This is a genomic window from Peribacillus sp. Bi134, from assembly GCF_918698065.1.
Lineage (GTDB): Bacteria > Bacillota > Bacilli > Bacillales > DSM-1321 > Peribacillus.
Map to the genome: position 1 here is coordinate 221954 of NZ_CAKKLN010000006.1, position 26685 is coordinate 248638.

Annotated in this window: 34 protein-coding genes; 24 read left to right on the forward strand and 10 right to left on the reverse strand. The window is 42.6% G+C overall.

Going from position 1 to position 26685, the window contains the following annotated elements; all coding sequences use genetic code 11:
• Positions 1-32: 32 nt before the first annotated feature.
• From LQ188_RS14875 to LQ188_RS14885, 3 genes are read right to left on the reverse strand one after another with little or no spacing between them, the layout of a single operon-like run.
• Complete coding sequence (locus tag LQ188_RS14875; RefSeq protein ID WP_101224278.1) at positions 33-479, reverse strand: hotdog fold thioesterase; 447 nt, start codon at positions 477-479, stop codon at positions 33-35.
• A 14-nt stretch (positions 480-493) separates the two neighbouring features.
• Positions 494-2044, reverse strand: coding sequence for a cation acetate symporter (locus LQ188_RS14880; RefSeq protein WP_230177266.1), 1551 nt, complete (start codon positions 2042-2044; stop codon positions 494-496).
• On the reverse strand, positions 2041-2394 hold the full coding sequence (locus LQ188_RS14885; RefSeq protein WP_230177268.1) for a DUF485 domain-containing protein: 354 nt from the start codon (positions 2392-2394) through the stop codon (positions 2041-2043). The genes LQ188_RS14880 and LQ188_RS14885 overlap by 4 nt, the downstream gene beginning before the upstream one ends.
• A gap of 264 nt (positions 2395-2658) precedes the next feature.
• Here LQ188_RS14885 and LQ188_RS14890 point away from each other — a divergent pair, with 264 nt between their 5' ends.
• The 14 genes from LQ188_RS14890 (at position 2659) to paaX (ending at position 14589) form a co-directional block, all read left to right on the forward strand.
• Positions 2659-3987: an AMP-binding protein gene (locus tag LQ188_RS14890; RefSeq protein WP_101224275.1), complete on the forward strand. Its 1329-nt coding sequence runs from the start codon at positions 2659-2661 to the stop codon at positions 3985-3987.
• A 210-nt stretch (positions 3988-4197) separates the two neighbouring features.
• Complete coding sequence (locus LQ188_RS14895; protein ID WP_048678740.1) at positions 4198-4437, forward strand: ferredoxin; 240 nt, start codon at positions 4198-4200, stop codon at positions 4435-4437.
• A gap of 126 nt (positions 4438-4563) precedes the next feature.
• The gene (paaA, locus tag LQ188_RS14900) at positions 4564-5520 is read left to right on the forward strand and encodes a 1,2-phenylacetyl-CoA epoxidase subunit PaaA (protein ID WP_101224274.1); all 957 of its coding nucleotides are present in this window, start codon (positions 4564-4566) and stop codon (positions 5518-5520) included.
• 18 nt (positions 5521-5538) lie between these two features.
• On the forward strand, positions 5539-5898 hold the full coding sequence (gene paaB / locus LQ188_RS14905; RefSeq protein ID WP_101224273.1) for a 1,2-phenylacetyl-CoA epoxidase subunit PaaB: 360 nt from the start codon (positions 5539-5541) through the stop codon (positions 5896-5898).
• Positions 5888-6688, forward strand: a complete 801-nt coding sequence (gene paaC, locus LQ188_RS14910; protein ID WP_230177270.1) for a 1,2-phenylacetyl-CoA epoxidase subunit PaaC — start codon at positions 5888-5890, stop codon at positions 6686-6688. Before paaB ends, paaC begins: the two co-directional genes overlap by 11 nt.
• A 24-nt stretch (positions 6689-6712) precedes the next feature.
• Positions 6713-7210 (forward strand): 1,2-phenylacetyl-CoA epoxidase subunit PaaD, encoded by a 498-nt coding sequence (gene paaD / locus LQ188_RS14915; protein ID WP_230177272.1) that lies wholly within the window; start codon positions 6713-6715, stop codon positions 7208-7210.
• A gap of 20 nt (positions 7211-7230) precedes the next feature.
• On the forward strand, positions 7231-7536 hold the full coding sequence (locus LQ188_RS14920) for an EthD family reductase (RefSeq protein WP_098372584.1): 306 nt from the start codon (positions 7231-7233) through the stop codon (positions 7534-7536).
• On the forward strand, positions 7533-8309 hold the full coding sequence (locus tag LQ188_RS14925; protein WP_230177273.1) for an enoyl-CoA hydratase-related protein: 777 nt from the start codon (positions 7533-7535) through the stop codon (positions 8307-8309). The genes LQ188_RS14920 and LQ188_RS14925 overlap by 4 nt, the downstream gene beginning before the upstream one ends.
• A 10-nt stretch (positions 8310-8319) precedes the next feature.
• Positions 8320-9093, forward strand: coding sequence for an enoyl-CoA hydratase-related protein (locus tag LQ188_RS14930; RefSeq protein ID WP_230177275.1), 774 nt, complete (start codon positions 8320-8322; stop codon positions 9091-9093).
• A gap of 23 nt (positions 9094-9116) precedes the next feature.
• Complete coding sequence (locus LQ188_RS14935) at positions 9117-10634, forward strand: aldehyde dehydrogenase family protein (RefSeq protein WP_230177277.1); 1518 nt, start codon at positions 9117-9119, stop codon at positions 10632-10634.
• Positions 10635-10754: 120 nt separating this feature from the next.
• Positions 10755-11627 carry a 3-hydroxyacyl-CoA dehydrogenase gene (locus LQ188_RS14940; RefSeq protein WP_230177278.1) on the forward strand — a complete coding sequence of 291 codons (873 nt, stop codon included), beginning with the start codon at positions 10755-10757 and terminating at the stop codon, positions 11625-11627.
• Positions 11624-12832: an acetyl-CoA C-acyltransferase gene (locus tag LQ188_RS14945; RefSeq protein ID WP_230177280.1), complete on the forward strand. Its 1209-nt coding sequence runs from the start codon at positions 11624-11626 to the stop codon at positions 12830-12832. The genes LQ188_RS14940 and LQ188_RS14945 overlap by 4 nt, the downstream gene beginning before the upstream one ends.
• Positions 12833-12845: 13 nt before the next feature.
• Positions 12846-13622, forward strand: coding sequence for an enoyl-CoA hydratase-related protein (locus tag LQ188_RS14950; protein WP_230177282.1), 777 nt, complete (start codon positions 12846-12848; stop codon positions 13620-13622).
• An 85-nt stretch (positions 13623-13707) separates the two neighbouring features.
• Positions 13708-14589 carry a phenylacetic acid degradation operon negative regulatory protein PaaX gene (gene paaX / locus LQ188_RS14955; RefSeq protein WP_096339984.1) on the forward strand — a complete coding sequence of 294 codons (882 nt, stop codon included), beginning with the start codon at positions 13708-13710 and terminating at the stop codon, positions 14587-14589.
• Between the two features lie 77 nt (positions 14590-14666).
• Here the strand turns inward: paaX and LQ188_RS14960 are convergent, their stop codons facing one another.
• Entirely contained in the window at positions 14667-15179 is a 513-nt protein-coding gene (locus tag LQ188_RS14960) for a gamma carbonic anhydrase family protein (RefSeq protein WP_034314889.1), read from the reverse strand.
• 80 nt (positions 15180-15259) lie between these two features.
• Between LQ188_RS14960 and LQ188_RS14965 the strand changes: the two genes are divergently transcribed.
• Together LQ188_RS14965 and LQ188_RS14970 are read left to right on the forward strand one after the other, a co-directional pair.
• On the forward strand, positions 15260-16225 hold the full coding sequence (locus LQ188_RS14965; protein ID WP_230177284.1) for a DUF561 domain-containing protein: 966 nt from the start codon (positions 15260-15262) through the stop codon (positions 16223-16225).
• Positions 16226-16566: 341 nt separating this feature from the next.
• Positions 16567-17178, forward strand: a complete 612-nt coding sequence (locus LQ188_RS14970; protein ID WP_230177286.1) for a DedA family protein — start codon at positions 16567-16569, stop codon at positions 17176-17178.
• Positions 17179-17220: 42 nt separating this feature from the next.
• Here the strand turns inward: LQ188_RS14970 and LQ188_RS14975 are convergent, their stop codons facing one another.
• Positions 17221-17376: a YjcZ family sporulation protein gene (locus tag LQ188_RS14975; RefSeq protein WP_230177287.1), complete on the reverse strand. Its 156-nt coding sequence runs from the start codon at positions 17374-17376 to the stop codon at positions 17221-17223.
• A 216-nt stretch (positions 17377-17592) separates the two neighbouring features.
• Between LQ188_RS14975 and LQ188_RS14980 the strand changes: the two genes are divergently transcribed.
• The 5 genes from LQ188_RS14980 to LQ188_RS14995 all read left to right on the forward strand — a co-directional run bounded on the left by LQ188_RS14980 (position 17593) and on the right by LQ188_RS14995 (position 22068).
• A complete protein-coding gene (locus tag LQ188_RS14980; RefSeq protein ID WP_101224261.1) occupies positions 17593-18336 on the forward strand; it encodes a metallophosphoesterase family protein in 744 nt (247 codons plus the stop codon).
• 98 nt (positions 18337-18434) lie between these two features.
• Entirely contained in the window at positions 18435-18566 is a 132-nt protein-coding gene (locus LQ188_RS26840) for a hypothetical protein (protein WP_260356845.1), read from the forward strand.
• A gap of 208 nt (positions 18567-18774) precedes the next feature.
• The gene (locus LQ188_RS14985; protein ID WP_230177288.1) at positions 18775-19701 is read left to right on the forward strand and encodes a cation diffusion facilitator family transporter; all 927 of its coding nucleotides are present in this window, start codon (positions 18775-18777) and stop codon (positions 19699-19701) included.
• Between the two features lie 257 nt (positions 19702-19958).
• Positions 19959-20648, forward strand: a complete 690-nt coding sequence (locus LQ188_RS14990; RefSeq protein WP_101224259.1) for a response regulator transcription factor — start codon at positions 19959-19961, stop codon at positions 20646-20648.
• Positions 20638-22068: a HAMP domain-containing sensor histidine kinase gene (locus tag LQ188_RS14995; RefSeq protein ID WP_230177435.1), complete on the forward strand. Its 1431-nt coding sequence runs from the start codon at positions 20638-20640 to the stop codon at positions 22066-22068. The genes LQ188_RS14990 and LQ188_RS14995 overlap by 11 nt, the downstream gene beginning before the upstream one ends.
• 55 nt (positions 22069-22123) lie before the next feature.
• Here the strand turns inward: LQ188_RS14995 and spx are convergent, their stop codons facing one another.
• The gene (spx, locus tag LQ188_RS15000) at positions 22124-22519 is read right to left on the reverse strand and encodes a transcriptional regulator Spx (protein WP_034314875.1); all 396 of its coding nucleotides are present in this window, start codon (positions 22517-22519) and stop codon (positions 22124-22126) included.
• A gap of 247 nt (positions 22520-22766) precedes the next feature.
• On the opposite strand from spx, the gene modB reads away from it, so the two are divergent.
• Positions 22767-23420: a molybdate ABC transporter permease subunit gene (gene modB, locus LQ188_RS15005; protein WP_230177289.1), complete on the forward strand. Its 654-nt coding sequence runs from the start codon at positions 22767-22769 to the stop codon at positions 23418-23420.
• Here modB and LQ188_RS15010 read toward each other — a convergent pair.
• Positions 23382-23861, reverse strand: a complete 480-nt coding sequence (locus LQ188_RS15010) for a GNAT family N-acetyltransferase (protein WP_230177436.1) — start codon at positions 23859-23861, stop codon at positions 23382-23384. The two genes, modB and LQ188_RS15010, sit on opposite strands and share 39 nt — an antisense overlap.
• A 115-nt stretch (positions 23862-23976) precedes the next feature.
• Between LQ188_RS15010 and LQ188_RS15015 the strand changes: the two genes are divergently transcribed.
• On the forward strand, positions 23977-24468 hold the full coding sequence (locus tag LQ188_RS15015; RefSeq protein ID WP_101224256.1) for a hypothetical protein: 492 nt from the start codon (positions 23977-23979) through the stop codon (positions 24466-24468).
• A 197-nt stretch (positions 24469-24665) separates the two neighbouring features.
• A complete protein-coding gene (locus tag LQ188_RS15020; protein WP_028393295.1) occupies positions 24666-24863 on the forward strand; it encodes a cold-shock protein in 198 nt (65 codons plus the stop codon).
• Between the two features lie 41 nt (positions 24864-24904).
• Here LQ188_RS15020 and LQ188_RS15025 read toward each other — a convergent pair whose 3' ends face one another.
• The 3 genes from LQ188_RS15025 to LQ188_RS15035 form a co-directional block, all read right to left on the reverse strand.
• Positions 24905-25072: a hypothetical protein gene (locus LQ188_RS15025; RefSeq protein WP_157831098.1), complete on the reverse strand. Its 168-nt coding sequence runs from the start codon at positions 25070-25072 to the stop codon at positions 24905-24907.
• Positions 25073-25189: 117 nt separating this feature from the next.
• Positions 25190-25627 (reverse strand): flavodoxin domain-containing protein, encoded by a 438-nt coding sequence (locus LQ188_RS15030; protein ID WP_230177290.1) that lies wholly within the window; start codon positions 25625-25627, stop codon positions 25190-25192.
• On the reverse strand, positions 25599-26651 hold the full coding sequence (locus tag LQ188_RS15035) for a ribonucleotide-diphosphate reductase subunit beta (protein WP_137023613.1): 1053 nt from the start codon (positions 26649-26651) through the stop codon (positions 25599-25601). Before LQ188_RS15035 ends, LQ188_RS15030 begins: the two co-directional genes overlap by 29 nt.
• Between the last annotated feature and the right edge of the window lie 34 nt (positions 26652-26685).

The window sequence follows — 26685 nt, forward strand, 5'->3', positions numbered from 1 at the left end:
AAGTTGATTGCTCGTCCGGTTTCAAGTGTTACTTATTCAACTTGGTCGACGAAATATTGATTTTTCCTGTATACCATCGCTTCCATGGTTGCAATCAATTCCCTTTCATTTGACACGTCTATTTTATACCAGGCCAGTTTATGGTTTTTCTTTATTTCTTCCGCTCTGGCAGTTAAAGTCTCACCCCGTTTGCCAGCTGATAAGAAGTTGATGTTGTTTGAAACGCCAACCGCAATTTTGCCATATGAATTACTGGCTGCGGCGAACACGTAATCAGCAAGTGAAAAGATGATGGCACCGTGAACCGTTCCATGGCTATTTAGCATGTGGTCACTTGGAATCAATTCTGCTTCAGCTGTCCCGGGACCGAGTTTCGTCAATTTCATCCCTAGAAAAGAAGCGTATGGTTCGTCGACCAGTACTTGTTTGATTTGATCGTAATGCAATTCGTGAATATCCTGATCTAAATGTGTGGTCATGGAAATCCTCCTTCTTAATGGTCTTTTGCTGAACTTATCCCATATCCGGTGTTTGATTTGAACAGTACTTCAGCAAAACCGTTTTCTTCATCTTTTGCTTTTGACAGTATTGTACCTAAATAAGCTCCAATAAAGCCGAGCGGTACGGTGAAAATGGTCGGGTTGCTCATCGAGAAGAGGGGATCGCCAGTGAAAATCCCCATCCCAGGTTCGGGATTCCATACATTGGGACTGAGCATGACCAGTATGATGGAGCTGAGTAACCCGAATGACATTCCGGTGATCGCTCCGGTTGCGTTGAAGCGTTTCCAATATATTGTGCAAAGAATGATCGGTAAATTGGCACTGGCAGCAATTCCAAGCGCAAGGACTGAAAGAAAAGCGACATTCATTGATTGAGCAAATAAAGCAAGTAAAATCGAAATGACCGCTACTCCGACAGAAGCCATTCGGGCAACGAGTATTTGCTGTTTTTCCGTAATATTTCCTTCCTTGATGATTTCACCGTATATATCATGTGCAAAAGCCGATGCCGACGTTAAAACAAGGCCGGATACAACCGCTAAAATCGTGGCAAATGCCACAGCAGAAACGAATGCGAATAAAAATTCCCCGCCCATGGTTAATGCAAGAAGGGGCGCGACCATGTTTCCAGCCGAGTTTGCTTCGATGATCCGCTCAAACCCGACGAAAGATGCAGCGCCGAAACCAAGGAAAATCGTCATGATGAAAAATACCCCTATAAACCATGTGGAATATACGACGGATTTCCTTGCAGTAGCTGCGTCCTTTACTGTAAAGAAGCGGACGAGTAAATGCGGAAGGCCTGCTGCCCCAAGGACAAGCGACATATTAAATGAAATCATGTCGAGTCCATCGGTGTATTTATTTCCTGGATTCAAAAATTCCTTTCCGAGCGGTGTTGCAGTTTGTACATGTTGGAACATCTCTGAAATGTTGAAATTAAAACGGGAAAAAACGATGAACGTCAATACAGCGGAACCGCCTAGCAATAGAACCGCCTTCGTGATCTGCACCCAGCTTGTCGCTCTCATCCCGCCGAAAATCACATAAATCGTCATCAGTACACCGACAAGAAGAACTGATAGCCAATAATCGATGCCGAGCAAAAGTTTAATTAATCCTCCTGCACCTACAAGTTGGGCAATCATGTAAAAGATTGAAATGACAAGTGTGTTAGCAGCAGCTATCCCTCGCACTTTTTTTGATTTGAAGCGTGCTGAAATCATGTCTGCCAGCGTAAACTTACCTAGATTGCGAAGTGGTTCCGATACAAGATACAATAAGACAAGAAAGGCAACAAGGTTCCCGATGCTCATATAAAAGCCATCAAAACCAATCAGTGCGATTGCACCCGTAATTCCCAGGAAGGATGCGGCTGACATAAAGTCACCTGCTACGGCCAATCCATTCTGCCATGCTGTCAATCCGCCGCCGGCCGTATAAAAATCGCTGGCATTTTTCGTCTTCTTAGAAGAGTAATAGGTTATTGTAAGCGTTAACAAGATGATGCCCAAAAAAAGCGTGAGGGATAAAATGCTCATTCGCCAAGCTCCTTCTCATATTTATTCAAGATATTTTTAGCCATCTTGTCGTATTTCTCTGCTTTTTTGATATAGACAATTCCCCCTAACCATACGACAGCGAATTGGAGAAGTGCATATACCCAAGCCCAAGTAATATTAAAAAAAGCTTCACCCTTCAACACTTCGCTATAAGCAGCTAAAATAGGCAGAACAAAATAAAAAGCAAGAAAGAAGAGAGTGACAGGTACGATGAAAGCTTTTTTCTTTTGAAGCAAATACTTGAATTCTTCCGTTTCAATTAATTGACGATACTTATTTCCGTTGTCATGTCCTGATGGTGAATGGCCGTTTTTAGCCTGTGATTCCATAGTAAGCCCCCTTTTTGTGTAGTACGTTTTTAAAACGATTGTTTGATAAAATGATATATCATTGTTAAAATTAACATAGTCTGAAAATTTAGTAAATTAGTATTTTGTCTATTCGGTCATTTTATCTGAATTATAAAAACATTATTGACAACGTAGAAATGACGTATTAATCTTGAAATAAATCATAACAATAATTTAATCTCCGTTTTATTACCGTTATGTATGTTAGATGGGACAATAGTAAAATTGAGGGGGACTGAAACAATGTACAATCCGGAAGTTGAAACGGCTTCGCGTGCTGAAATGGAAAGTTTACAAATGGCACGCCTTAAAAAAACGATTAGCCATGTATATGAAAATGTACCTTATTACAGAGAAAAGTTTAGAGAGATGGGCCTGGAACCAGAAGATATTCAAACTCTAAACGATGTGATAAAGCTTCCATTTACAAAAAAACAGACGCTTCGTGATCAGTATCCATTCGGTTTATTTGCCGTTCCGATGGAGGATGTAACACGCATTCATGGTTCATCCGGAACGAGCGGAAAGCCTACAATTGTCGGGTATACGAAAAATGATTTGGAAAATTGGGCAACAATCGTCGCACGTGGAATTGTAGCTGCAGGAGGCCGCAAGTCAGATATTTTCCATAATGCATATGGATATGGTCTGTTTACAGGGGGCCTGGGCTTGCATTGCGGGGCAGAAAAGCTGGGAGTTGCGACAGTACCCATTTCAGGGGGGAATACCGATAGGCAGATTACGATCATCAATGACTTTAAACCGCGAGGCATTTGCGGAACCCCTACTTATATTTTGAATATCGCTGAAAAGATGGAAGAGATGGGAATTGATCCTGCTGATAATGGGCTTGAGTATGGGATTTTCGGAGCTGAGCCATGGTCGGAGGCAATGAGGGCAACACTTGAGAGGAAACTGAAATTGAAAGCCATCGATATTTACGGATTAAGTGAAATCATGGGGCCGGGAGTTGCGATTGAATGTCATGAAGCACAGGATGGACTGCATATCGCAGAAGACCATTTCCTTGTCGAGGTCATTAACCCGGACACGCTTGAACCGGTTAAGGACGGCGAAGATGGGGAACTTGTCTTTACCAGCCTTACAAAGGAAGCGCTGCCAATCATTCGTTACCGTACAGGTGATATCGCCTCAATTACACATGAACCGTGTAAATGCGGGCGTACGACAACTAGAATGTCCCGTGTTAAGGGCAGAACGGATGATATGATCATAGTCAGGGGAGTGAATGTGTTTCCATCTGAAATAGAGCGTGTGCTATTCCAAATGGAGGGAATTGTGCCACACTATCAGATTCATCTCGTTAAGAAGGGAAATATGGACGGTGTTGAACTGCACATTGAAATTGAAAGCGGTTTCTACAGGGAGATTGAAGAAGACTTAACGCATGGGAATGTAGAGATATTAAGGAAAACGATACAGCATCATTTGAAATCCGCATGTCTTGTAACGATGGATATTGTTGTCAACATCCCAAAAAGCATTCCCCGTTCAGAAGGAAAAGCGATTCGTGTCGTTGATAAGCGGAAGGATGAAGTCATTCGTTCATAAATTCCATGCTCATGAATATGGATGTTGAAACAGGACGATTCTGTCGTTCAGTTCTTTCCTGCTGAAGTACCGATTGGAATAAGTGAGCTGAAGAAATCGAACCAGTAAACGCGATACATAAAGCGGATGCAATCGTGGTTAAATATGGGTTTATCTCTTAATGGAAGAGAAGATGGAGCCAATCATGAAATGGAGAAGGAGGAGGGCCTTTTGTCAAAATATACAGTTGTGGATCAAGAAACTTGCATTGCTTGCGGTGCATGCGGTGCGGCTGCACCTGAAATCTTTGATTACAATGATGAGGGAGTGGCATTTGTCATCCTGGATGAAAATGAAGGAACTGCAGAGGTCGCGGAAGGTTTATTTGATGATCTGGATGATGCAGTGGAGGGCTGTCCGACAGATTCAATCAAAGTGGAAACCTCGCCCTTTAAAGTTTTAGTGGATTAAAAGATTCAAAGAAACCTAGATAATTTCCTTTTATTTCGAAAAAAGACAGAATAGTCTTGCATTAAATATAACAGTAAAATATAATAACGTTATATAAACGTTATATTATAAAAAGAGGTGATTTGGATGAACGTTCTTTTAAATGATATGGCAGGAGAAGAAAAGCTAAATCAATTCATTGCCAGAATCGAAGCGGGAGAAAAGATAGAGGCGGATGATTGGATGCCGGAAGAATACCGGGGCACTTTAATCAAGTTAATATCGATGCATGGAATCAGTGAAATCATGGGGGCGCTTCCAGAAAAGGAATGGGTACCTAAAGCCCCGACCTTAAATAGAAAACTTGGAATCATGGCAAAGGTGCAGGATGAAATGGGGCATGGGCAATTATTGCTTCGAGTCGCCGAGGATCTGCTAAGGCCTTACAGTAAAAAACGGGATGACCTAATGCAAGATTTGTTTAAAGGAGATTTAAAGTTTCATAATGTTTTCCATATGGAAGCCAAATCCTGGGGCGATGCTGGATTGATTGGCTGGCTTGTTGATGGTGCAGCCATCATTTCCCAGACGAACATGCTTGGCGCCTCATACGGACCTTATGCCAGGGCATTACAGAGGATTTGCGCGGAAGAAGTTTTTCACGCCCAGCATGGTGAAGCGATAATCATGGCTTTGGCTGAAGGGACGGAAGAACAAAGGAAATTGGTTCAAGACTCCATCAATTATTGGTGGGAATCTTTATTACTTTTCTTTGGACCTCCCAGTAAGAATGAAGTGGGCACATCCAAACAGGATATAACGATTAAGTACAGAATCAGAACCAGTACGAATGAACAACTTCGACAAGCCTTTTTTTCTAAATATGTGAAGCGGATCCTTTCACTTGGCTTCAGCATTCCAGATGAAACGCTTAGGTTTGACAAAGCATCCGAAACCTGGATTTACCAACAACCCGATTGGGGGAAATTGAAGGTGTTCGCAAGGAATGAAGGTCCCCGTTCGCAGGATCGCTTAAGTCTTCGAAGAATTTCTTATGAAAATAATAAATGGGTACGTGAGGCATTGGCGCCCAAGGTCATCTAAGGGAGGGGGAAGGACGATATGGAAACTAGGCAAGGGAATTACTTTGAAGAATTTGAAGTATTTAGCCGTAAAACGCAATCATCACCCGTTCAATATCACTTCAGCCTGCTGGCCCCGAATGAGGATATCGCCATCATGATGGCACAAGAAAACTTCATGAGACGTGAAGCGGTTGATGATATCTGGGTCGTGAAAAGACAGAATATACGGAAAATGACGGCCGAGGAAAAGAAAACGCTTCAACGTATCGATAATAAAGACTACAGGACCACAAAAGGATACGGGTATTTAAAGAAAAAATGGCGGAAGTATGAGCAGGGAATGCTCGATGAAAAAGAGATAATGTCTTGGGCTGGAGGTGTGAAAAATGAAGAATGAATCATTGAAGGGCATCGCAATCAAGGAATTGCTGCTTCAACTGGCTGACGATGACTTCATCCATTCATACCGTGGTGCAGAATGGTTGGGACTTGCACCGCATATCGAGGAAGATGTTGCATCCGCTTCGATATCTCAAGACACGATGGGGCATGCCGCAATATATTATAAATTACTTGAAGAACTCGGTGAAGGGGATGCTGATAAGCTTGCTCATGACCGTCCCGCCAAGGAACGGCGCAATGCGATCATTCTCGAATTGGTCAATGGTCCTGGTTACTATATGAAAGACCCGGATTATGATTGGGCGTTTGCGGTAGTGCGAAATTATTTTTATACCCAAGCCAAAGCGATTAAGGTTCAATCCCTTCATTCAAGTTCATATGAACCGCTTGCTGAAGTGGCACAAAAGGTACAGATGGAACTTTACTATCATTTGATGCACTGGAAAACATGGTTCGTCCAATTGCTGGGATCCGGTCACTTGGAAGCGGTTTCGAGAATGAAAGCGGCAATCGGGAAAACAATGCCCGATTTTGCTGGCGTATTTTCACTTGGACAATATGGAGAGGAAATGGTTGAGCTCGGCTTGATAGAGGGCGAAGCTGTTTTACAGAAAAAATGGATCGAGGCCATCACACCAATTTTTGAAAGTGTCGGCTTGGCAACAACGATTCAAATAGGGATGGCAAGAGGTGATGGTCGTAATGGCCAGCATACGGAAGATTTGGAAAAGGCGCTAGAAACGTTAAGCGAAGTATACGCAAGCGATAAAGCAGCTTCATGGTGAATCAATAGAAAGGGGAGGGGTACCATGGCGACCGTACAGTTAAATACAGAAGAAATATATAGGCTCCTGGAAGACGTTAAAGATCCCGAAATCGATACAGTAAGTATTCTGGATTTAGGGATGGTCGAAGACGTGACGGTTTCGGGCCAGGACGTTTCGGTAAAAATGCTGCCAACTTTTCTTGGGTGCCCGGCATTGTCGATCATTCAAAAAAATGTGGAAACAGCCCTTCGACAGCTGCCTGCCGTAAAAAATGTAAGTGTGGAATTTTTACGTTCCCCTTCCTGGACATCCGATCGAATTACGGAAAAGGGGAAAGCTGGATTGAAGGTTTTCGGAATCTCCCCTCCTCCCCGACAAATGAAAAGTGATGGATCATGGCATGTGGATTGCCCATATTGTGAATCGACATATGTCACGATGGAAAATATCTTCGGTCCAACGGCCTGCCGCAGCATTTTATATTGTAAGGCATGCAAAAATCCGTTCGAAGCGATGAAACCGATGATAAAAATAAACTAATAAAATGGAGGTTTTCTAAAATGGTAAAACTAATCGCCCTTTATAAACAACCTGAAAACAAGGAAGAATTCGATGAGCACTACTTCAATGTACATGGTCCGATAACGGAAAAAATTCCTGGTCTTCAAAAAATGGAGGTCACTAAAATAGTCGGGACACCGATGGGCAAAGACTCTGAGTATCACATTCTATGTGAAATGTATTATGAAGACCATGATGCACTGCAAAAAGGAATGCGTTCTCCTGAGGGCAAAGCATCAGGGAAAGACTTAATGGGCTTTGCGGGGAAACTTGTAACGATGATGATCGGCGAAGAAATAAAATGAATGCGCTTCAATTCATTGAAACGTCAATCGCGGATGGCATTGGTTATATCTCTTTAAATCGGCCGCAGCAACTGAATGCCCTTAACAGGAAAATGGTGAGGGAAATAGTTTTAACCATGGAAGAATTCGACCGGGACCCGCAAGTGAAGGTGATCTTGCTATCGGGTAATGGAAAAGCATTTTCCGCTGGAGCTGATATTGACGAGATGGTGAACGACAATCCAATCAGTATGGAGTTAACGAACCAATTTGCCGATTGGGACCGAATAAGCCTAGTCAAAAAGCCTGTGATTGGTGCGGTGAAAAGTTTTGTATTCGGCGGTGGTTTTGAACTTGCTTTATCCTGTGATTTCCTGATTGCCGCCAGCGATACCCAGTTTTCCTTTCCGGAAGTGACACTAGGGGTCATGCCTGGTGCGGGAGGAACCCAAAGATTGACGAAATTGGTAGGCAAGACAAAGGCACTTGAATGGATGTTGACGGCTGAAAGGATAAAGGCAAAGACAGCTCTGCAATATGGTTTCATCAATAAGATCGTGGCACCTGAATTGCTAATGGAAGAAACGGTTGATTTTGCCAGGAAGATAGCAAAGCAACCCCCGTTAGCTGTAAGGCTGATTAAAGAATCCGTCAATAAAGCCGTTGATTACACCTTATATGAGGGCATGCAATTTGAACGGAAGAACTTCTATATTCTTTTTGCATCAGAGGACCAAAAAGAAGGAATGAAAGCATTTGTAGAAAAAAGAGAGCCGGATTTTAGAGGCGGATAAGGGGTGCTCTATGTACGAAACCATCAAATATAGGGTTGAAAATGGAGTGGCATGGCTTACTTTGAACCGTCCTGAAAAACTAAATGCCTTTACGTCCCAAATGAATAAGGAAATACAGAAAGCGATCAAAATATCTGCGGGGTCAGATGAAGTGCGGGCCATTATCATTACTGGGGAAGGCAGGGCCTTTTGTTCGGGGCAGGATTTATCGGATGTTGATGAGGGCATGAATTTAGGCCAAAAGCTGCTTGAGGACTACGGTCCTATGATGCAGCAAATAGCAAACTGTGAAAAACCGATCATTGCCGCAGTCAATGGAGTGGCTGCAGGTGCTGGCTTCAGCCTTGCGTTGGCATGCGATTTTCGGCTTGTTTCTGAAAAAGCCAGCTTTTTAAATGCTTTTGTCAATATCGGGTTGATTCCTGATTCGGGGAATCTGTATTACCTTTCGCGGATCGTTGGTCATGCGAAAGCCTTGGAATTATCTTTATTGGGGGAAAAGGTTACGGCTAGCGAGGCGAAAAATATCGGACTCGCTACAAAAGTGATCGTTTTGGAGGAATGGAACGAGGAATTGAAAGCCTTTGCAGAGAATATCGCAAACAAACCAACGAAAGCGATCGGTTTAATCAAAAGATACTTAGAGGCGTCCTATCACCTTTCATTGGAAGAATACTTAAAAGAAGAAGCGGAGGGGCAGCGAATTGCTGGCTTAACGAAAGATTATGCAGAAGGTGTGGCAGCATTCACTGAAAAAAGGAAAGCTCAATTCATAGGCAAGTAATATAGAAAAGGGAGTGGGATTACATGGTTAGAGTACAAGAGGCGGCATTTGAAAAAGCGGAAATGAAGCGTGATTATTATCATCTGATCATTAATGGAGAAAGAGTGGAAAGCTCGGATGGTTCCACGATTGATGCGTATAATCCTGCAACAGGTGAAATCATTGCCAAGGTTGCAAAGGCGACCAAGGAAGATGCAGAAAAGGCTGTTCAAGCTGCACGTGAAGCATTTGATAACGGGAAATGGAAGAGGACACCGATTAACAAACGGTCTCGTGTTTTGAACAAAATTGCAGCGATCATGCGTTCACGCTTTAATGAATTGGTTGAATTGGAGGTCCTGAACAGCGGCAAATCCATCTCTGCAGCTCAAGGCCAAGTCATGCAGGCAATTGAAGATTTCGAGTTTTATGCAGGAGCTTTAGTTGCACATCGCGGATCGGTCAATAATGTTCCTGGTCAATTCCATAATTATACGGAAAAGGAGCCAGTAGGGGTTTGTGCTCAAATCATCCCTTGGAATTACCCTATGATGATGGCTGCGTGGAAAATTGCACCTGCAATCGCAGTCGGCTGTTCGGTCATTGTTAAGCCAGCTTCGTTAACGCCGCTGACTGCCATTGTATTAGGTGAAATCTGTTTAGAAGCTGGTGTTCCTTCCGGCGTGGTCAACATCATTCCAGGACCTGGATCTGACGTAGGGAATTACCTTGTCGAACATCCGAAAGTGAATAAGGTAGCCTTCACGGGTTCTACGCCAATCGGCAGGGATCTCATGGGCAAAGCTTCACAGACATTAAAGAGGGTGACATTGGAGCTTGGCGGTAAGTCCCCTAATATTGTTTTTGAGGATGCAGACCTTGAAGCGGCTATCGATGGATCATTATATGGCATTTTCTACAATACTGGGCAGTCTTGCGAAGCCAGATCCCGTTTATACGTTCACGAAGACATATATGATGAGTTCGTTGCCAGATTCGTAGAAAAAACGAAAAAATTGAAATTGGGCAATCCGCTCGATAAAGAAACACACGTCGGTGCAGTCATAGATCAAGGGCAATTGGATGTCATCGACAATTATGTACAATCTGCCATTACTGATGGAGCGAAAATCCTCACAGGAGGAAAGCCAGCGGTCATCGAAGGCTTCGAAAACGGTTATTGGTATGAACCGACGGTCATTGCGAATGTCAATCATGATATGGATGTTGTGAAAGAGGAAATATTCGGGCCGGTCGTTGTCATAATGAAATTCAAAGATGAAAAAGAAGCCGTGAGACTCGCGAATGATACGGAATTCGGTTTGGGTTCAGCCCTCTGGACAAAAGACGGCGGGCGTGCGACTAGGGTCGCCAATCAAATAGAAGCGGGAATCGTCATGGTGAATTGCCCATTCTCCGCATTTCCTGGAACACCTTTCGGAGGGTATAAGCAATCAGGATTCGGCAGGGAACTTTGTATTGAGACACTTGATCTTTATACAGAAACGAAAAGCATCATTTCCTATCATGGAAGCCGTCCCTTAAATCCCTTTGGAATTTAATAAAACATAAAATAGGCGGCTGGCTGAACGGAATGTCGGAAAAGTAATTCAGGTATGGATGAATGCTGATCTGATTCATCCGCAGCCAGCCCTATTTATTTTTGAAGGAGGAATGAACGAATGATTAGAAATCTAGTGATTGTCGGATCTGGTGTCATGGGCAGGGGAATAGCTTATGTAGGAGCAACAGGGGGCTTTAATGTAGTGCTGGTGGATGTGAATCAGGATGCTTTGGAAAGTGCAAGAAACGAGATAGATGCCATTTTTGAGAAGGGTGTGCGCTATCAAAAAATCACTCAGGAAGAAGCGGCAGCTGCAAAAAGCAGATTTTCCTATTCTTCCAATTTGAAAGAATCAGCAGCATATGCCGACTTGATCATAGAGGCAGTTCCTGAAAAGGCGGAAATTAAGAGGGCAGTCTTTGAAACGATTGAAGTCCATGCAAAAGAAGACTGTTATTTTGCAACCAATACGTCCACGATGAGCCCGACGGAAATTGGTTCTTATGGAAAACGTCCCGAAAAAACGATTGCCATGCATTTTTTCAATCCTGTACAAAAGATGCCGCTCGTTGAAATCGTACGTGGACTTGAAACCAGCGATGAAACGGCAGCCGTAATAAAAGAGGTAGCCGGAAAAATGGGAAAAGAAACAGTGGTCATAAATGAATTCCCTGGGTTTGTAACCAGCAGGATCAGCTGTTTGGTAGGAAATGAAGCCTTCTTTATGCTTCAAGAAGGTTTAGGCACACCAGAGGAAATCGATAAGGCAATAAAGTTAGGGCTGAATTACCCAATGGGTCCATTTGAGCTAGGTGATTTGGTGGGACTGGATGCCCGATTGAATAATTTAAAATACTTACATAGTAAGCTTGGTGAGAAATACCGCCCGGCTCCCCTCCTTGAACAGTATGTTAAAGCTGGCAGGCTCGGCCGTAAATCAGGTAAAGGTGTGTACGATTATACAAAAGACGGCGAGCTGGTGAGGAAATGAAGGATGTTGTGATCATTGATGCTGTGAGAACACCAATCGGAAGATATAAAGGCGCATTGAAAAGCGTTCGACCGGATGACCTAGGTGCAATTGTAATCAAGGCGCTGACCGATCGCAATCCAGAGCTGCCGCCAGATCAAATTGAGGATGTCATCTTCGGGAATGCAAATCAAGCCGGAGAGGATAATCGCGATGTGGCCCGGATGTCCGCCCTTTTAGCTGGTCTTCCGGTAAATGTAGGTGGAACGACAATAAATCGCTTATGTGGATCCGGATTGGATGCCGTCATGTATGCTGCACGCTCCATTGCAGTTGGTGAAGGCGATATTTATATCGCAGGCGGTACTGAAAGCATGACAAGGGCGCCGTACGTCATGGCCAAACCTGAGAGTGAATTTCCTCGGGGTTCAATGGAGCTTCAGGATACAACGATCGGATGGCGTTTCACGAATGAGAAACTTAAAGAAATGTATGGTGCGGATTCCATGCCTCAAACGGCTGAAAACGTCGCCCTGCGTTTTTCGGTTTCAAGGGAGGACCAAGATCAATTCGCGTATCAAAGCCAGCAAAGAGCAAAAAAAGCAGTGGAAAATGAGCGTTTCATTACTGAAATCGTACCTGTTCGATATACGGATCGTAAAGGGAATGAGGTCATTATCGAGAAGGATGAACACCCTCGTCCTGACACGACCATCGAAAAGTTGGAAAAACTCAAACCGATCTTTAAAGGCGGCACCGTAACGGCCGGTAATGCTTCAGGTGTAAATGATGGAGCCTCGGCATTACTTTTGATGAGTGCGGAAAAAGCACGGGAGCTTGGAGTGAAGCCTCTGGCCAAATATGTTGTGGGGGCGGTAGCGGGCTTAGAACCGTCCATTATGGGCCTTGGTCCGATTCATGCCACTAAAAAGGCATTGGAGAGGGCAAGCTTGACGATTGAAGACATCGGGCTAGTGGAATTGAATGAAGCATTCGCTTCCCAATCCTTGGAGTGCATCCGCCAGTTGAAATTGGATAAGGAGAAAGTGAATGTCAATGGCGGGGCAATAGCGTTTGGCCATCCCCTCGGTGCAAGCGGGGCGCGTATTTTAACAACACTTGTCCACGAAATGAAAAAGCGGAAAGTACGCTATGGTCTTGCGACGATGTGTGTAGGCGTTGGCCAAGGCATATCGGCCATTATAGAAAATATCGAGACAAATTAAGGGGAGGTGCCTCATGTCCAAGGTTATTTATGAAGTGATAAATCAAATCGGCTATATAACAGTGAATCGGCCCGACGTATTGAACTGCTTCGACTATGGGACACTTTGTGAACTTCAGGAAGTCATCGATGCAGTTTATTATGACGGCAATATCCGTGTCGTCATTTTCACCGGTGCTGGGGAAAAAGCATTCAGCGCGGGTGCGGATTTGAAAGAAAGAAAGTCTTTGAATGATGCGGAAGTAAGAAGGAACGTTAAAGCGATTCGTGATGTTTTTAATAGTATCGCAGGGCTTCCGCAGCCAACCATAGCTGCCGTCAATGGATATGCATTGGGGGGAGGATTTGAATGGATGCTTTCATGTGACTTTGCAATTGCAGCCGAAGGTGTTTCTATGGGGCTCACTGAAACTAGCTGGGCCATTATTCCTGGGGCAGGCGGTACACAGCGGCTGCCGAGATTGATTGGGGAAATGAAAGCGAAGGAATTGATCTTCACTGCTAAAAAATTGACTGCAGAAGAGGCATGTCAATTAGGGATCCTTTTGAAGGTCGTGCCAAGGGATCAACTAATGTCAGCTTGTGGAGAATTGGCAGCCAATATCATGAAAAACGGGCCGATTGCAGTCAAACAAGCCAAATATGCGATTGACCAAGGAATGAATACGGACTTGCAAACCGGAATGGCCATAGAAGGTAAAGCCTATGAATTGACTATCCCGACTCAAGACAGATCGGAAGCGCTGCTGGCATTCAGTGAACGGAGAAAAGCACGGTTTACTGGTGAATGATATTGCGCTTTCATTTAAAAAAGATATAATAATTATTATGTCTTCCGTGTGAAAACAGTAACAATGTTAGGACGAGGTGAGAAGGATAGGTACTAATACACAATCCATGATTTTTACGATATACGGCGATTATATCCGTAACTATGGAAGTAAGATCTGGATAGGCAGTTTAATTCGTTTGTTAAAGGAATTCGGCCATAATGAGCAGGGCGTTCGTGTAGCCGTTTCACGAATGGTCAAGCAAGGGTGGATTCAGTCGGAGAAGCAGGGAAATAAAAGCTATTACTTTTTGACTGATCGCGGTGTGCAGAGAATGGATGAAGCGGCCAATCGCATATATAAGATGAAACCGAATGAATGGGACGGTAAATGGCGTATCTTAATGTACACGATCCCTGAAGATAAGCGGCAATTACGAGATGATCTCCGTAAAGAATTATTATGGAGCGGGTTTGGCAGTTTTTCAAGTGGTTGCTGGATTTCCCCTAATGATTTGGAGAAACAAATCAATCGCTTGATCGAGAAATATGACATAGATGAATATGTTGATTTTTTCATTTCGGAGTACAAAGGTCCAAAGGAAAACCAATCGCTTGTCGAGAAGAGCTGGCATTTAGAAGAGATTGAAAATAAATATGAAGAATTCATCGAGAAATACAGCAAACAATTCATCGTTCATCAAAGCATCATTAGCAGGGGCGAAATGTCCGATGCTGATTGTTTTGTGGAACGAACGAACTTGGTGCATGAATACCGTAAATTTTTATTTATCGATCCGGGCCTGCCAAAGGAACTTCTGCCTTCAAAGTGGAATGGCAATCATGCTGCTCTTTTATTTAGCCAGTATTATCAAGTCTTGGCTGAACCAGCAAGCCGTTTTTTTGAAAGCGTATTTCAGGAAAACAATGATTTATGCCGGAAAGATGAAACCTATGATGCCAAGGACCATCCACTGATCATTAAGTGAAAAAGAGCTTCAGCCAGTCGTTAACTACGACTTGCCGAGGCTCTTTTCACATTATCATTTTCGACTCTTGCTTTTAATTAATCAAGTATCCCTTTGAAGTCTTTTCCTTTTTGAACATATGTATCGATTGAAAGTTGGATCAATTCAAGGTCTTTATCATTCAATCTGCGAACCACTTTCCCCGGGGAACCAATAACCAGTGAACGTGGAGGTATGATTTTGCCAGAGGAAATCAATGTGTTCGCTCCGACGATGCATTCTTCGCCAATCTCTACATTATCCAATATCGTTGATCCCATACCGATAATGGAGCGTTTGCCTATTTTACAGCCATGCAGGATGACATTGTGACCAACCGTCACTTCGTCTTCAATGACAACTGGGCATCCTTCGAATAAATGAATGGTGGAATTATCTTGTATACTGCATTTTTCTCCTATTGTAATTGAATCTTCATCACCGCGCAGTACGGAATTAAACCAAATGGTCGAGTCTTTCCCAATCGAAACATCACCGATTAAATGAGCGCCGGGTGCCACGAAAACAGTATCATCAATGGATGGTTTTTTATTATTGTACGGAATAATCATAGTCTCGCTCCTTTTTGAAAAGTCAGAATTGTTTTTCTAATGAATATAGTATAACATTAAATTGACAGGGAGGGATGAAAGTGAAATATATTTGTGAGCTTTTTGCGATAAAATATCCCATTATACAAGGCGGCATGGGGAATATAAGCAATGCAAGTCTTGCGGCTGCAGTATCCAATGCAGGAGGACTTGGGACAATAGGGTGCGGTACCATGAATCCTGAACAGGTGGAAGCCATCATTCTCGAAACCAAAGATAAAACCAATAACAATTTCGCGTTGAACATTCCAATAAATGTTAGTCCATATACAGATGAGTTAGTGAATCTTGTCCTGAAGCATGAAATACCTGTAGTTTCCTTATCTGCAGGAAATCCTGCCCCTTTCATTCCGTTATTGCAAAAAAAGAATATAAAAGTGATTGCCATCGTTGCGTCGGTCAAGCACGCGCAAAAAGCGCAAGCAGCAGGGGCTGATGTGTTGGTCGCAGAAGGGTTTGAGGCTGCCGGCATCAATTCGAACCTGGAAATGACGACCTTTACACTCATTCCGCAAATCAGCAAGCATGTGACGCTCCCGGTTTTGGCAGCTGGCGGAATAGGCAATGGACAGGGTTTGGCAGCGGCATTGATGCTGGGGGCTTCAGGAGTCCAATTGGGAACCAGGCTGATCGCTACACAAGAGGCACCGTTCCATCCGTCATATAAACAGAAACTAATCGAAGCTATGGGCAATGATACGGTAATTTTGGGCAGAACGTTTGGCCAGGTCAGAAGGGTATTGAAGGGTCCATATACCGAGAAAGTCCTTGATTTGGAAAAACAGGGGCTGTCTCCTGTGAATTATCGTGAAATGACCTCTGAGGTCCATCATATTAATGGCGCAATGAACGGGGATGTTAACAATGGTTTTATGAACAGCGGCCAGGTTGCCGGATTGATTGACGATATACCCACGGTAAAGGAATTACTTGATGGCATGATGAAAGATGCAAAAAAACAAATGGAAGATGGATTGAGGAGGCTCTCTGCCCCTTTTATGATTTGAGAGGGGTACCGATCTTGTCATGGGTACATCTCTACCCATTTAAGGGCTATTCACTTGATTAACTATAACGAATGCTTGAGGTCAATTCGTCCTCAAGTTTTTTTCGTTTCGGGACATCTGATATTCTATTATCGTTCTTTTTACAAGCGTAGTTCTATAGTGAATAGCCCGATAACAAAACCTGGACTCCATAAGAACACTGTTTTAGGATAACATTATAGAAAAATGCGGGTTAACTTGTGATACAATGGACAATGTCCTTTTTGACATCATGGGTGCCCGCATTCATCTTGGAGCACCCCTTTTTATATGTAATAAAAGTTAGAAAAGGGGAAACCTCAATGGAAACTTTAATAATGGATATGATTGAAGCGTTTAAATCTTTATCTTATTTCGGTGTTTTGCTAGCTTTGACTTTTGAATTCATTCCTGCTGAAATAGTTTTGCCACTTGCAGGATACTGGGTTTATCAAGGTGATATGAATTTATACTTGACTATCCTTGCCGGTTCGCTTGGCGGGGTAACGGGCCCATTGACGCTTTATGCCTTAGGCAAGTATGGCGGGAGACCGCTTGTATTAAAGTTCGGAAAATACTTTTTGATCAAAGATGAGCAGTTGAACAAAGCTGACCGCTTCTTTGAAAGGTATGGTGGGGGAATTGCCTTTTTTGGACGGTTTGTACCAGGTATACGTACCGCCGTGTCGCTGCCATGCGGAATATTGAAAATGAATATTTGGAAATTCATATTATATACTTATATGGCGATGCTTCCTGTTACAAGCGTTTATGTTTATTTAGGGTTTAAGTTAGGACCTAGATGGGAGCAGGCGGGAGCCATCTTTTCACAATATGCGAATTTCTTGCTTATCCCTATTGCACTTATAGTCATTTGGTTCATTATGAAGACTCGAAAACAAAAGCAAAGAGAAAAAATAAAAGTCAATTCATAACAAAGAAGGCGCCATGCTCAGGCGCCTTTTTGATTTAGTATATTAGCAGCATCCACCGCCGCCGCCGCCGCCGCCGAATCCCCAACTGCATCCGATGATGATCAACAAGATGAATAATACGATCAGCAATGCAAATCCGTTATCGAAACCGCCGCAGCCGCCACCGCCGCCACAACATTCGTTACCATTTCCACCCATTTGATTTCCTCCTCATACATATTATGAATTACATACCTAGCAAAACATCTTTACCGGGAATACTTCATACTATGTATTCTAGGCCGAAGTGTTTGCTTATTCATAAAAAATGGGCGTGGGCAAAATCAAGGGAATAAGCCCGAATATTTTTTTGATTTTGTTTTAAATGTTATAATATACCATGTGGATTGTGGGGGAAGGGAGCTGAACTAACTCATGAAAGTTGCCATTATTACGGATGTGCATGGTAATGCTTCAGCGTTGAAAGCCGTTCTTAGGGATATTGATCAAAGGGAAGATATAGATCGTCTCTATTGTTTGGGAGATATGGTCGGGATTGGCCCGGATACTAATGAAGTCCTTGAACTTTTATTTTCAAGAAATGATGTATCGATGATAACTGGAAATCATGATGAAGCTGTCCTGGCCATCATTAACGGGGAGCCGCATCCGGACGGTCATATTCATGTTAAGGAGCATCATGAATGGATAGCTGAAAGGATGCATAGGAAATTCATAAATGAATTGGAAAAATTGCCTCGAACCATACATCATATCATTAATGATCACTCCGTTTACTTCACCCATTATCACATGGAATCGAAGAAATTGGATGAGCACATAAGCCAAAATCCATTTAGTAAAATCGTTGAACCGAGTTTAAGTAACTTAGAAACGCTTTTTAAAGATCAGCATCACGATTTAATCGGATTTGGACATCATCATCCCATCCACCTTTTTAAAAATGACCGAACGATATTCCTGAACCCTGGTTCTCTTGGCTGTAATGGTGAACCAGTTGCCCCTTATGCGATTGTTGCGATTGAAAATACCGGTATTCAGGTAAATCTTGAAAAAGTCGCCTATGATAATACATCGTTCCTGTCATCGTATCAAAGCTTACAAGTCCCAGAGCATGAATTCATTATTCGTGCCTTCCATGGCGGCCAGCAGGTCTAGGGCGCTTAAAAAAGATGAAGTATGGGGAAATGTTGAGCATAAAGGTACATGCCTGTGGATACGATAATAGGCAAACTCAACGAAGCTGGAGGTATGTCATGAAGGAAAAGGAACGGGTAGTAAATCAAGAGCAGGAAGAGATGGAAGGGCACAGTTTTGTCTGTAATGATGAATTGTTTAATAAGGATCTGTACGCCATTGTCGATGATACGATGAAAGAGGAAGGATAAACGGGAAAAACGCTGCAGTTAATGTCTGTAGCGTTTATTTTTACATTGAAATGGCTGAAGCCAGAATTTAGGGTTTTCGTAAAAGATCACGTCCTCCTGATTCCATCACTCTTTTTACCGCCAGTGAATCCCGGAAGTGAATCATTTGAAACCATTCTGGATTTATCCCATACTATATATAAGTTTCAAATCCGAGAGGAGGGATGGCATGGGACATCATCATGGTCACTCCCATGATCATGGGCACGGACACCACCACCATTCTAATAATAAAAAAGCCTTGTTGGCATCTTTCTTATTAATCTCCACATTCATGATCGTCGAGGTCATTGGCGGGTTCTTGACAAATAGTCTGGCTTTACTGTCGGATGCAGGTCACATGCTTAGCGATGCAGCAGCTTTAGGGCTTAGTTATACAGCGATAAGGTTGGGGGAAAGGAAAGCGACATCGTCCAAATCGTTTGGATATAAACGGTTTGAAATCATTGCTGCTTGTTTGAATGGATTGACCTTGATCGTCATATCCGTATTCATTTTCGTAGAGGCAATTAAGAGGTTCCTGGATCCCCCCGAGGTGCAAAGCTTGGGAATGCTAATGATTTCAATCATCGGCTTACTTGTTAATATCATTGCGGCCTGGATTTTAATGAGCGGAGATAAGGAAGACAATCTGAATGTACGGAGTGCTTTTTTACATGTTATTGGTGATATGCTTGGATCTGTGGGTGCCATTGCGGCCGCACTTTTGATTTATTTTTTCGATTGGGGAATTGCAGATCCGATTGCGAGCATCATAGTCGCGATTTTAATCATTATCAGCGGTTTTAGGGTAGTGTGGGATTCTTTCCATATCTTGATGGAGGGCACACCAGACCAAGTCGATATGGATGAAGTGAAAGCATCCTTGATGGAATTGGATGGTGTATCAGATGTCCATGATCTCCATATCTGGACGATCACCTCTGGCTTTTTGACAATGAGCTGCCATGTTGTCATAGATGAGAGCGGTAATCACGATTCCGTTTTAGCAGAAGCGCAAAAACTACTTCATGATCAGTTTGGAATTGAACATAGCACGATCCAAGTGGAAAGACAGGAAGCGGGTTGTCCGAATCCACACGAGACATGTAATTGAAAAGGGCTGGCTCAGTTTAGAGCCAGCCTCTTAAGAGTGTATTTTCTGGATGATCATTACGACCATGCAGAAGCATTCCAGTTAAAATGAATCGAGATCACTTACACAAGGTTATTATGTGAAAACATCGGCTAATTTTACTGCGAACATAATCCTGACACATAAAAATGGTAAGATTGAGGGAAAATGCTTGGTCTTTTTAATAGTTAGCATATATAAAATGATTCCACTATAATTCAGGAAGGAGGAATCCGTCAATGAAGAAAATTCTTGTAGTAGAAGATGAAATTGCCATATCGATGGTGTTGAAAGCATATTTGGAGCGGGAAGGTTTTGATGTAGTCCAAGTTTACGATGGGCTAAAGGCCATTCCGGTGTTTGAAGAAACGAAGCCAGACCTTGTCCTGCTTGATGTCATGCTTCCTGGTAAGGAAGGCTGGGATATACTGAAGGAAATTCGGGAGGAAGATACATGTCCGGTTATCATGTTGACTGCACTGACAGATGTCGATTACAGATTATCGGGATTTAAGTCAGGTGCGGATGATTACATCTCCAAACCCTTTGTTGCCGAAGAAGTCGTGGCCCGGGTGCATGCCGTTTTAAGAAGATCATCATCGGTTGTTACGGAAGATGGTCATGTACATCAATTTGGGAGTTTAACCATCGATGATCTGTCTTATAAGGTGCATTTGAATGGGGAAGAGATAAACTTGACGCCGCGTGATTTGTCGCTGCTCGTTTTTTTTGCTAAGCACCCTAATCAAATTTTCACGAGAGAACAGCTGCTTGACCAAGTGTGGGGCATAGATTATGACGGCAGTGACCGTGCGGTGGACCTGGCGATCAAACGAATCAGGAAGGCGATAGATGCATGGCCTGTAACTGAGGGGGAAATAAAAACATTGCGTGGATTGGGGTATCAATTGAGTGTCTATGAAAACTAAAAAAAGAACCACTTTACAACGCTATTGGACAAAGAGGTACGTATTGACCTTGATTTCAGGTTTGATATTATTGTCTGTTTTTTCCTTATGGTGGATGGAAAAAACGGCTTTGGAATATAGGCTCAGCCTTCTTAAATACTTAGCTGATGAAACATCCGATCGCGCGATTAAGGAAAATGGCCAGATTGTCGTTGGTCCGATCCTTTCGGAAATTGTTGAGGAAAGGGAGAAAATCCTCCATCTGAACCAACAGCCAATCATCTATATCGTCGATCCCGATGCCACCATCATATATACGATGCCACAATTGTATATCGATCCGGATGAAAATAAACTCCCGGACGTCATCATGAAAAATACGGAGTTAGTCCAGAAGGTCAAGATTTCAGACAACAAAGTATATGTCGTAAAATCCCCCATTACTTTTAACGATGAGACGAGAGGCTGGGTGGTCATTGCCCAGGAAGAAGGGGCATTGAAGGAAATCAACCAAGACCATGGCTTGTTGGCGATCATGATTGGAGGCCTTCTGATTCTGGGGACGGGAGTCATTTATTTTCTTTCCAGGCAAATTTCGCGCCCCATCCAAGACGTAGCTAACGCCGCTGTCCAGGTTCGTGAAGGCAACTATGATATCCATTTCAAAGAGGAAGAGGAAATCAAGGAAGAAGAAATTTATGAACTGATAGAATCATTTAAGGAAATGACCAATCGATTGAAGGTCATGGAGAAGTTGCGGGCGGAATTGCTTGCAGGCGTAACCCATGATTTGAAAACGCCAGTCACTTCCATTAGCGGACTGATACAAGCAGTTAAGGACGATGTCGTTAAGGGAGAGCAAAGTAAGGAATTCCTCGATATTTCCTTAAAGGAAACTCAGCGATTACAAGGTATGATAGAGGATTTACTCAATTATAATGCCATATCGGCAGGCGCTTTTAAAATCCGGGTACAAAAAGAGAATATCAATATATTCATCAAGGAAATCGCCTATCGCTGGCAGGTGACCCAGGATGATGATCAAGCGTTCGCTTTTGAGATAAAAGTTCCTGATGAACCGGTCTTTGGTCAAATTGATTCATTGCGGATGCAGCAAATCGTCATTAACCTTTTGAATAATGCCAGACATGCACTTGACGGCAAAGGGAAAATAGCGATTCACCTTTATGAAAAGGATGAAGAACGGATCTGCATTGATGTACTGGACAGCGGGCGGGGGATTCCGAAACATGAACAGCAATATGTGTTCGAACCATTTTATCGAGGTGAAAACAAAAAGCTGAAGGTACGTGGGTTAGGTTTGGGACTGCCATTCAGTAAGATGCTCGCAAAAGCGCAAAAGGGAGATCTTGTGCTTAAGGATAGCGATGAACAAGGCACCACCTTCACGATTGTCATAGAGAAAGCGGATAAGATATAAAAAAGGGTTGTCCGATGTAATGGACAACCCTCTTATTATGCAGAATGTTAACTGATTAAGCCAATTGGCTGATTGCACGCCATAATTGTACATGACGGACCTTCCTTGGAAGGAAGCGTCCCATTTCTTCTTCATTATATCCTGCATGCAAGTTCTTATGGTCGAAAATGATTGGCCGGCGAAGTAAATCCGGGTTATCTTGAATAAGCTTGCAAAGATCATTAAGTGGTGTATTATTTATATCGATATTCAGGCTTTTGAATTTTTTGGAACGGGTTGAGATGATTTCATCTGTCCCGCCTTCCGTTTTACGTAAAATCTCTTTTATTTCTTCTATAGAAAGTGGTTGGGAATATAGGTTACGTTCATTAAAGGAAATTTCGTTCTTCTTAAGCCAAGCTTTTGCTTTACGACAGGCTAAACTGCTTGGGGTAGTATAAATTGTTACCATTAAAATCGACTCCTTCAAAGTTTTCAAGTTTATTGGAATGAAATTATTTTTATATTTGTGATACTCTTACTTTAACGTTCCTTTGTGTCAGCAAGATGTCAAGAAAAATAAACTTAAATGTTATTTTAAAAAGAAAGGGAGAAAATGAAATGGAATCTGCCTTTAATGAAAAAGAAACGGTTTGGGTAATGGTGCCGAAAAAGGACCTGCATAGGCCGTTATTTAACAGTGTTGTGCGGATGGTATCATGACAGGGGATTTTTGGTCACCAGTCAGGCTATCGATACAAGTAGCGGGACTATCGGGTATCCTTGTTTTCTTTTTAGGAATTATCCTAGCGCGAATGATGGCTAAAAAGAAATTCAAGGGAAGAGTCCTGTTGGAAACAGCGTTTTTATTGCCGCTTGTTTTGCCGCCTTCCGTCGTGGGGTTTTTATTGATTGTGATTTTTGGCAAGAGTGGAATGCCGGGACAATTGATTGAAAGGGTTTTTGATCAGCCACTGATGTTCACGTGGTGGGCGGCGGTCATTGCATCTACCGTGGTAGCGTTTCCGCTTATGTACCAATCCGCTAAAACGGGCTTTGAAGGTATAGATGAAGAAATCGAAAATGCAGCAAGGGTTGACGGGGCCGGCGAGTGGAGATTATTCCTGAATGTATCCCTTCCATTGGCGGTCAAATCCATCGTCACTGGTGCCATCTTGAGTTCTGCGCGTGCATTGGGGGAATTCGGGGCCACACTCATGTTTGCCGGAAACATTCCCGGACAGACACAAACCATACCGACGGCGATTTATATCGCCATGGACTCCGGGAATATGACATTAGCCTGGCTATGGGTTGCCGTAATCATTGTCATTTCATTCATTATGCTTTTTATCGTGACATACATAAAATGAATGCTGTTTCTCGAATATGCTTATGAAAAAGAAAGGTGCGGCTTCTACGTCCTCTTTATGGGTGAATCCGTTTTTTTCGTAAAGGTTCCGTGCAGGCAGGTTCATTTTACCGGTCGAAACGGATATCTTTTCCCAGTCGCCGGGTAATTGAAGAGCATGCAGCAGTGCATCCGCGATACCCTGCCGAAAATAATCAGGATGGACGACCATCCGGCAAATCAGTATTTGACCATTTTCTTTTGTATAAGATATTGCACCCGCTAAGGTACCACCCTTTAAAAAGCATAGAAACGTTTCATGACAATGAATGAATTGTTCATATGTTTCCAATAATGGAGGGATATCAGCAATGCCGATCATTTCCGCTTCCACCTTATAGGCTTCTTTCTGAAGTTTAAAAAGCTGCCGGCCATAATCGGAGTCCAGGTCCCGAATTGTCATGAGCAATCAAATCACTCCCTTTCATTACATTATAATGGAAGAGGGGGATTATTGTTTCTAATCAGTCTATGTTATAATCGACAAACAATATGAACTAATGAAATGAGGAAGAAATTTGTTAACATTTGAAGAAAAATTGAGCATCATTGAAACTTTTCCGGAATTACAGCGAAAAGACGTTTCATTGGGACGTGTGAACTTCCATTATCCAGATAGCGTCCAAGAGAAAAAAATCGTCGTTCAGCACTTGCATCCCAATGGAAATGGATTCGTTTACGCTGGGCATATGAGAAAAAAAGACACTGACCGTAAAGGGTTTATCAATATACGTGACTATGATGAAGCGGATTTGAAAGAATTGATTCAAAAAAGCGTGGATTACCTATCAAAACCTCCGGTAGAATTCGAAGAAGAGGAAAACGAGTTCGCTAGGTTGGAAGGGGCATGGATTGGCCCTGAAAAGCAAGAGCTTACACTTGAAAGGGAAGACCTGCTTTGGAATGTTTATTCAGGGTCGAATCTTGAGGAATGTTTCGAGAGTCCGATAGAGGCGGAGCGTTACTTATTGGACGAAGGCTTCCGACAAAGCAAGAAGAGAAATATGTAGAATTTTAGGATAATTTGTCGGTTGATTTACTGCGATAATCTTGTTTTTTTAGGATTTCCCATGATATAATATGAGTAATTATTTTTGTTCGGAAAAGTTTGATAGAAGGATTTACTGTAATAGGATTCCTCTTGAAACATTATCCAGAACCAAAAATAGTAATAAAATGGATTTTTCCAAACACAGGAGGAACTATCATGGTACAAGGTAAAGTAAAATGGTTTAACGCAGAAAAAGGTTTCGGTTTCATCGAAGTTGAAGGCCAAGACGATGTATTCGTACATTTCTCAGCTATCCAAGGAGAAGGCTTCAAAACTCTTGAAGAAGGCCAAGAAGTTTCTTTCGAAATCGAGCAAGGCGCTCGTGGACCACAAGCAGCTAACGTTCAAAAATAATTGAACGCATATAAAAAAAAGACTCCGATTTTGGAGTCTTTTTATTTTTCTTTTATTTCGGCGATTTCCTTTAATGCTTTGTCCAATTTTTCTTCGATCCGTTTAGAACGATTAAAATGCCCTGACAGGAAAAAGACGATGAATATAACGAATACTACAAGCACTAGCATAAAAATGATAGGAAGGAACTGTGTTATATTTTCAGTCATTGGATATTATCTCCTTTTTTCTTCCATTATACTACATGCTTACGGCTGCTATGATAGAGGGAGCCAAGTTTTTTAAACACTGAAAGGGGATATGCGAGCATGCATATCCCCTTTCAGTCAGTTCTGGAATAGCGAGGCGAACTTTTGAAGTCTGGGCAAGTCTGATTCTTGATACATCTGTTCTATCTTCAATGTCACCAATAACTGGCTCTTGGCAAATAACATGTCCCGGAAATGATCGACCGCCCCACAAAAATGATTATAGTTGGTTTCACCAGTGCCGAAGACTCCCGTTTTCAGATGAGCAATAGGCAACTGTTCCAGTTCTTTATAAAGGGCTGCTGATTTAGCGGGAAGCTCCCCATTGCCCCATGTATAGGTGCCGACGATCAATGCATCGTAATCTGGCAATGTACGTGAATCGAATTCATTCATTCGATATAGTCCAGCTTCAGGTAAAAGGGAAGCGAGGGCTTCAGCAAGCGCTTTTGTATTGCCGCCGGCAGAATGATAGACAATGGCAACTTTACAGCTCATCGAACCCATTGCTGGCATTTACTTGACTGTATGTCCTTGACTTCTGTTCGAAGAAATCGGTTTTGGTAAGTCCGATGGATTCATCATCGAACGTTTTGATCCATGGCATCGGGTTCTCGCCATACTCTTTATACAAATTTTCAAGGCCTAGCATACGTAACCGTTTGTTGGCGATATATTCGATGTACTCATTGAATTCTTCCAAATCAAGATCGGCTTTGGTTTGGATATCTTCGAGCATATATTCAGACCATTCCTTTTCGAGTTCGACTGCTTTTTCAATCGTTGTATAGATGAACTTCGTGTTTTCTTCATTATTTAACTCAGGATATTCATACATCAAGATTTGAATGAGCATTCCAATGAAATCGAAATGTACCATTTCATCGCGATGAATATAGGATATCATCGTAGCGGATCCGGTCATTAGATTTTGCCGTCCTAAATTATAATAAAAGGCGAAAGCCAGATAGAAATAAATTCCTTCAAGGTTCGTTGAATGGATCAGTGCCTCGAATAAATGCTGTGGGCTGGGATCGTCCACGAACGTTTGATAAGCATCAACGATCGGTTGGTTACGCTTAATCACTTCAGGATGTTCTTTGATGCGGTCGAAAAGCTGTTTTTGCTTGCCTACCGGAATCAAGGAAGCAAGGATATAGGAATAAGACTCATTATGGATCGATTCCTGCTGGGCCATGTTGGCCAGGATAGCTTTTGCCGCCGGATCTTTGATGTACCGAAGGATTTCTACTAATGTGGGCGTTTGAAGACTGTCCATTCCAGCAATCATCGTAAGGATATCGAGAAAAGCATCCTGGATATCTTCATCCAATTCGCCCCACTGCTTTTTATCCTGAATCATGTTCACGCTCGAAGGCTTCCAAAAGTTATTGATGAGCTGTGTATAGGTATCATAGAATTTTTCATACTGAATATCGTTCCAAAGGAGGAAGCCTGAAGCTTCTCCTTTGAAAACACCGGTTGCCTTGGTTGGATGCGTCGGTTCGAGCATCCGAATTTTTTTGATATGATTGGTCATTCGTGAAAACTCCTTTAAGAATAGATTACTGGGT

Coding starts and splice junctions, on each gene's coding strand:
- LQ188_RS14925 (WP_230177273.1), top strand. CDS start 7,533: ATGAATGCGCTTCAATTCATTGAAACGTCAATCGCGGATGGCATTGGT.
- LQ188_RS14990 (WP_101224259.1), top strand. CDS start 19,959: ATGAAGAAAATTCTTGTAGTAGAAGATGAAATTGCCATATCGATGGTG.
- spx (WP_034314875.1), bottom strand. CDS start 22,519: ATGGTAACAATTTATACTACCCCAAGCAGTTTAGCCTGTCGTAAAGCA.
- LQ188_RS14885 (WP_230177268.1), bottom strand. CDS start 2,394: ATGGAATCACAGGCTAAAAACGGCCATTCACCATCAGGACATGACAAC.
- LQ188_RS14940 (WP_230177278.1), top strand. CDS start 10,755: ATGATTAGAAATCTAGTGATTGTCGGATCTGGTGTCATGGGCAGGGGA.
- LQ188_RS14935 (WP_230177277.1), top strand. CDS start 9,117: ATGGTTAGAGTACAAGAGGCGGCATTTGAAAAAGCGGAAATGAAGCGT.
- LQ188_RS14985 (WP_230177288.1), top strand. CDS start 18,775: ATGGGACATCATCATGGTCACTCCCATGATCATGGGCACGGACACCAC.
- LQ188_RS15020 (WP_028393295.1), top strand. CDS start 24,666: ATGGTACAAGGTAAAGTAAAATGGTTTAACGCAGAAAAAGGTTTCGGT.
- LQ188_RS15025 (WP_157831098.1), bottom strand. CDS start 25,072: ATGACTGAAAATATAACACAGTTCCTTCCTATCATTTTTATGCTAGTG.
- LQ188_RS14890 (WP_101224275.1), top strand. CDS start 2,659: ATGTACAATCCGGAAGTTGAAACGGCTTCGCGTGCTGAAATGGAAAGT.
- LQ188_RS14880 (WP_230177266.1), bottom strand. CDS start 2,044: ATGAGCATTTTATCCCTCACGCTTTTTTTGGGCATCATCTTGTTAACG.
- LQ188_RS14970 (WP_230177286.1), top strand. CDS start 16,567: ATGGAAACTTTAATAATGGATATGATTGAAGCGTTTAAATCTTTATCT.
- LQ188_RS14875 (WP_101224278.1), bottom strand. CDS start 479: ATGACCACACATTTAGATCAGGATATTCACGAATTGCATTACGATCAA.
- LQ188_RS26840 (WP_260356845.1), top strand. CDS start 18,435: ATGAAGGAAAAGGAACGGGTAGTAAATCAAGAGCAGGAAGAGATGGAA.
- LQ188_RS14975 (WP_230177287.1), bottom strand. CDS start 17,376: ATGGGTGGAAATGGTAACGAATGTTGTGGCGGCGGTGGCGGCTGCGGC.
- LQ188_RS15030 (WP_230177290.1), bottom strand. CDS start 25,627: ATGCCAGCAATGGGTTCGATGAGCTGTAAAGTTGCCATTGTCTATCAT.
- LQ188_RS14950 (WP_230177282.1), top strand. CDS start 12,846: ATGTCCAAGGTTATTTATGAAGTGATAAATCAAATCGGCTATATAACA.
- paaB (WP_101224273.1), top strand. CDS start 5,539: ATGGAAACTAGGCAAGGGAATTACTTTGAAGAATTTGAAGTATTTAGC.
- LQ188_RS14920 (WP_098372584.1), top strand. CDS start 7,231: ATGGTAAAACTAATCGCCCTTTATAAACAACCTGAAAACAAGGAAGAA.
- LQ188_RS14980 (WP_101224261.1), top strand. CDS start 17,593: ATGAAAGTTGCCATTATTACGGATGTGCATGGTAATGCTTCAGCGTTG.
- paaC (WP_230177270.1), top strand. CDS start 5,888: ATGAAGAATGAATCATTGAAGGGCATCGCAATCAAGGAATTGCTGCTT.
- LQ188_RS15035 (WP_137023613.1), bottom strand. CDS start 26,651: ATGACCAATCATATCAAAAAAATTCGGATGCTCGAACCGACGCATCCA.
- LQ188_RS14930 (WP_230177275.1), top strand. CDS start 8,320: ATGTACGAAACCATCAAATATAGGGTTGAAAATGGAGTGGCATGGCTT.
- paaA (WP_101224274.1), top strand. CDS start 4,564: ATGAACGTTCTTTTAAATGATATGGCAGGAGAAGAAAAGCTAAATCAA.
- paaD (WP_230177272.1), top strand. CDS start 6,713: ATGGCGACCGTACAGTTAAATACAGAAGAAATATATAGGCTCCTGGAA.
- LQ188_RS14960 (WP_034314889.1), bottom strand. CDS start 15,179: ATGATTATTCCGTACAATAATAAAAAACCATCCATTGATGATACTGTT.
- modB (WP_230177289.1), top strand. CDS start 22,767: ATGACAGGGGATTTTTGGTCACCAGTCAGGCTATCGATACAAGTAGCG.
- LQ188_RS15010 (WP_230177436.1), bottom strand. CDS start 23,861: ATGACAATTCGGGACCTGGACTCCGATTATGGCCGGCAGCTTTTTAAA.
- LQ188_RS14995 (WP_230177435.1), top strand. CDS start 20,638: ATGAAAACTAAAAAAAGAACCACTTTACAACGCTATTGGACAAAGAGG.
- LQ188_RS14945 (WP_230177280.1), top strand. CDS start 11,624: ATGAAGGATGTTGTGATCATTGATGCTGTGAGAACACCAATCGGAAGA.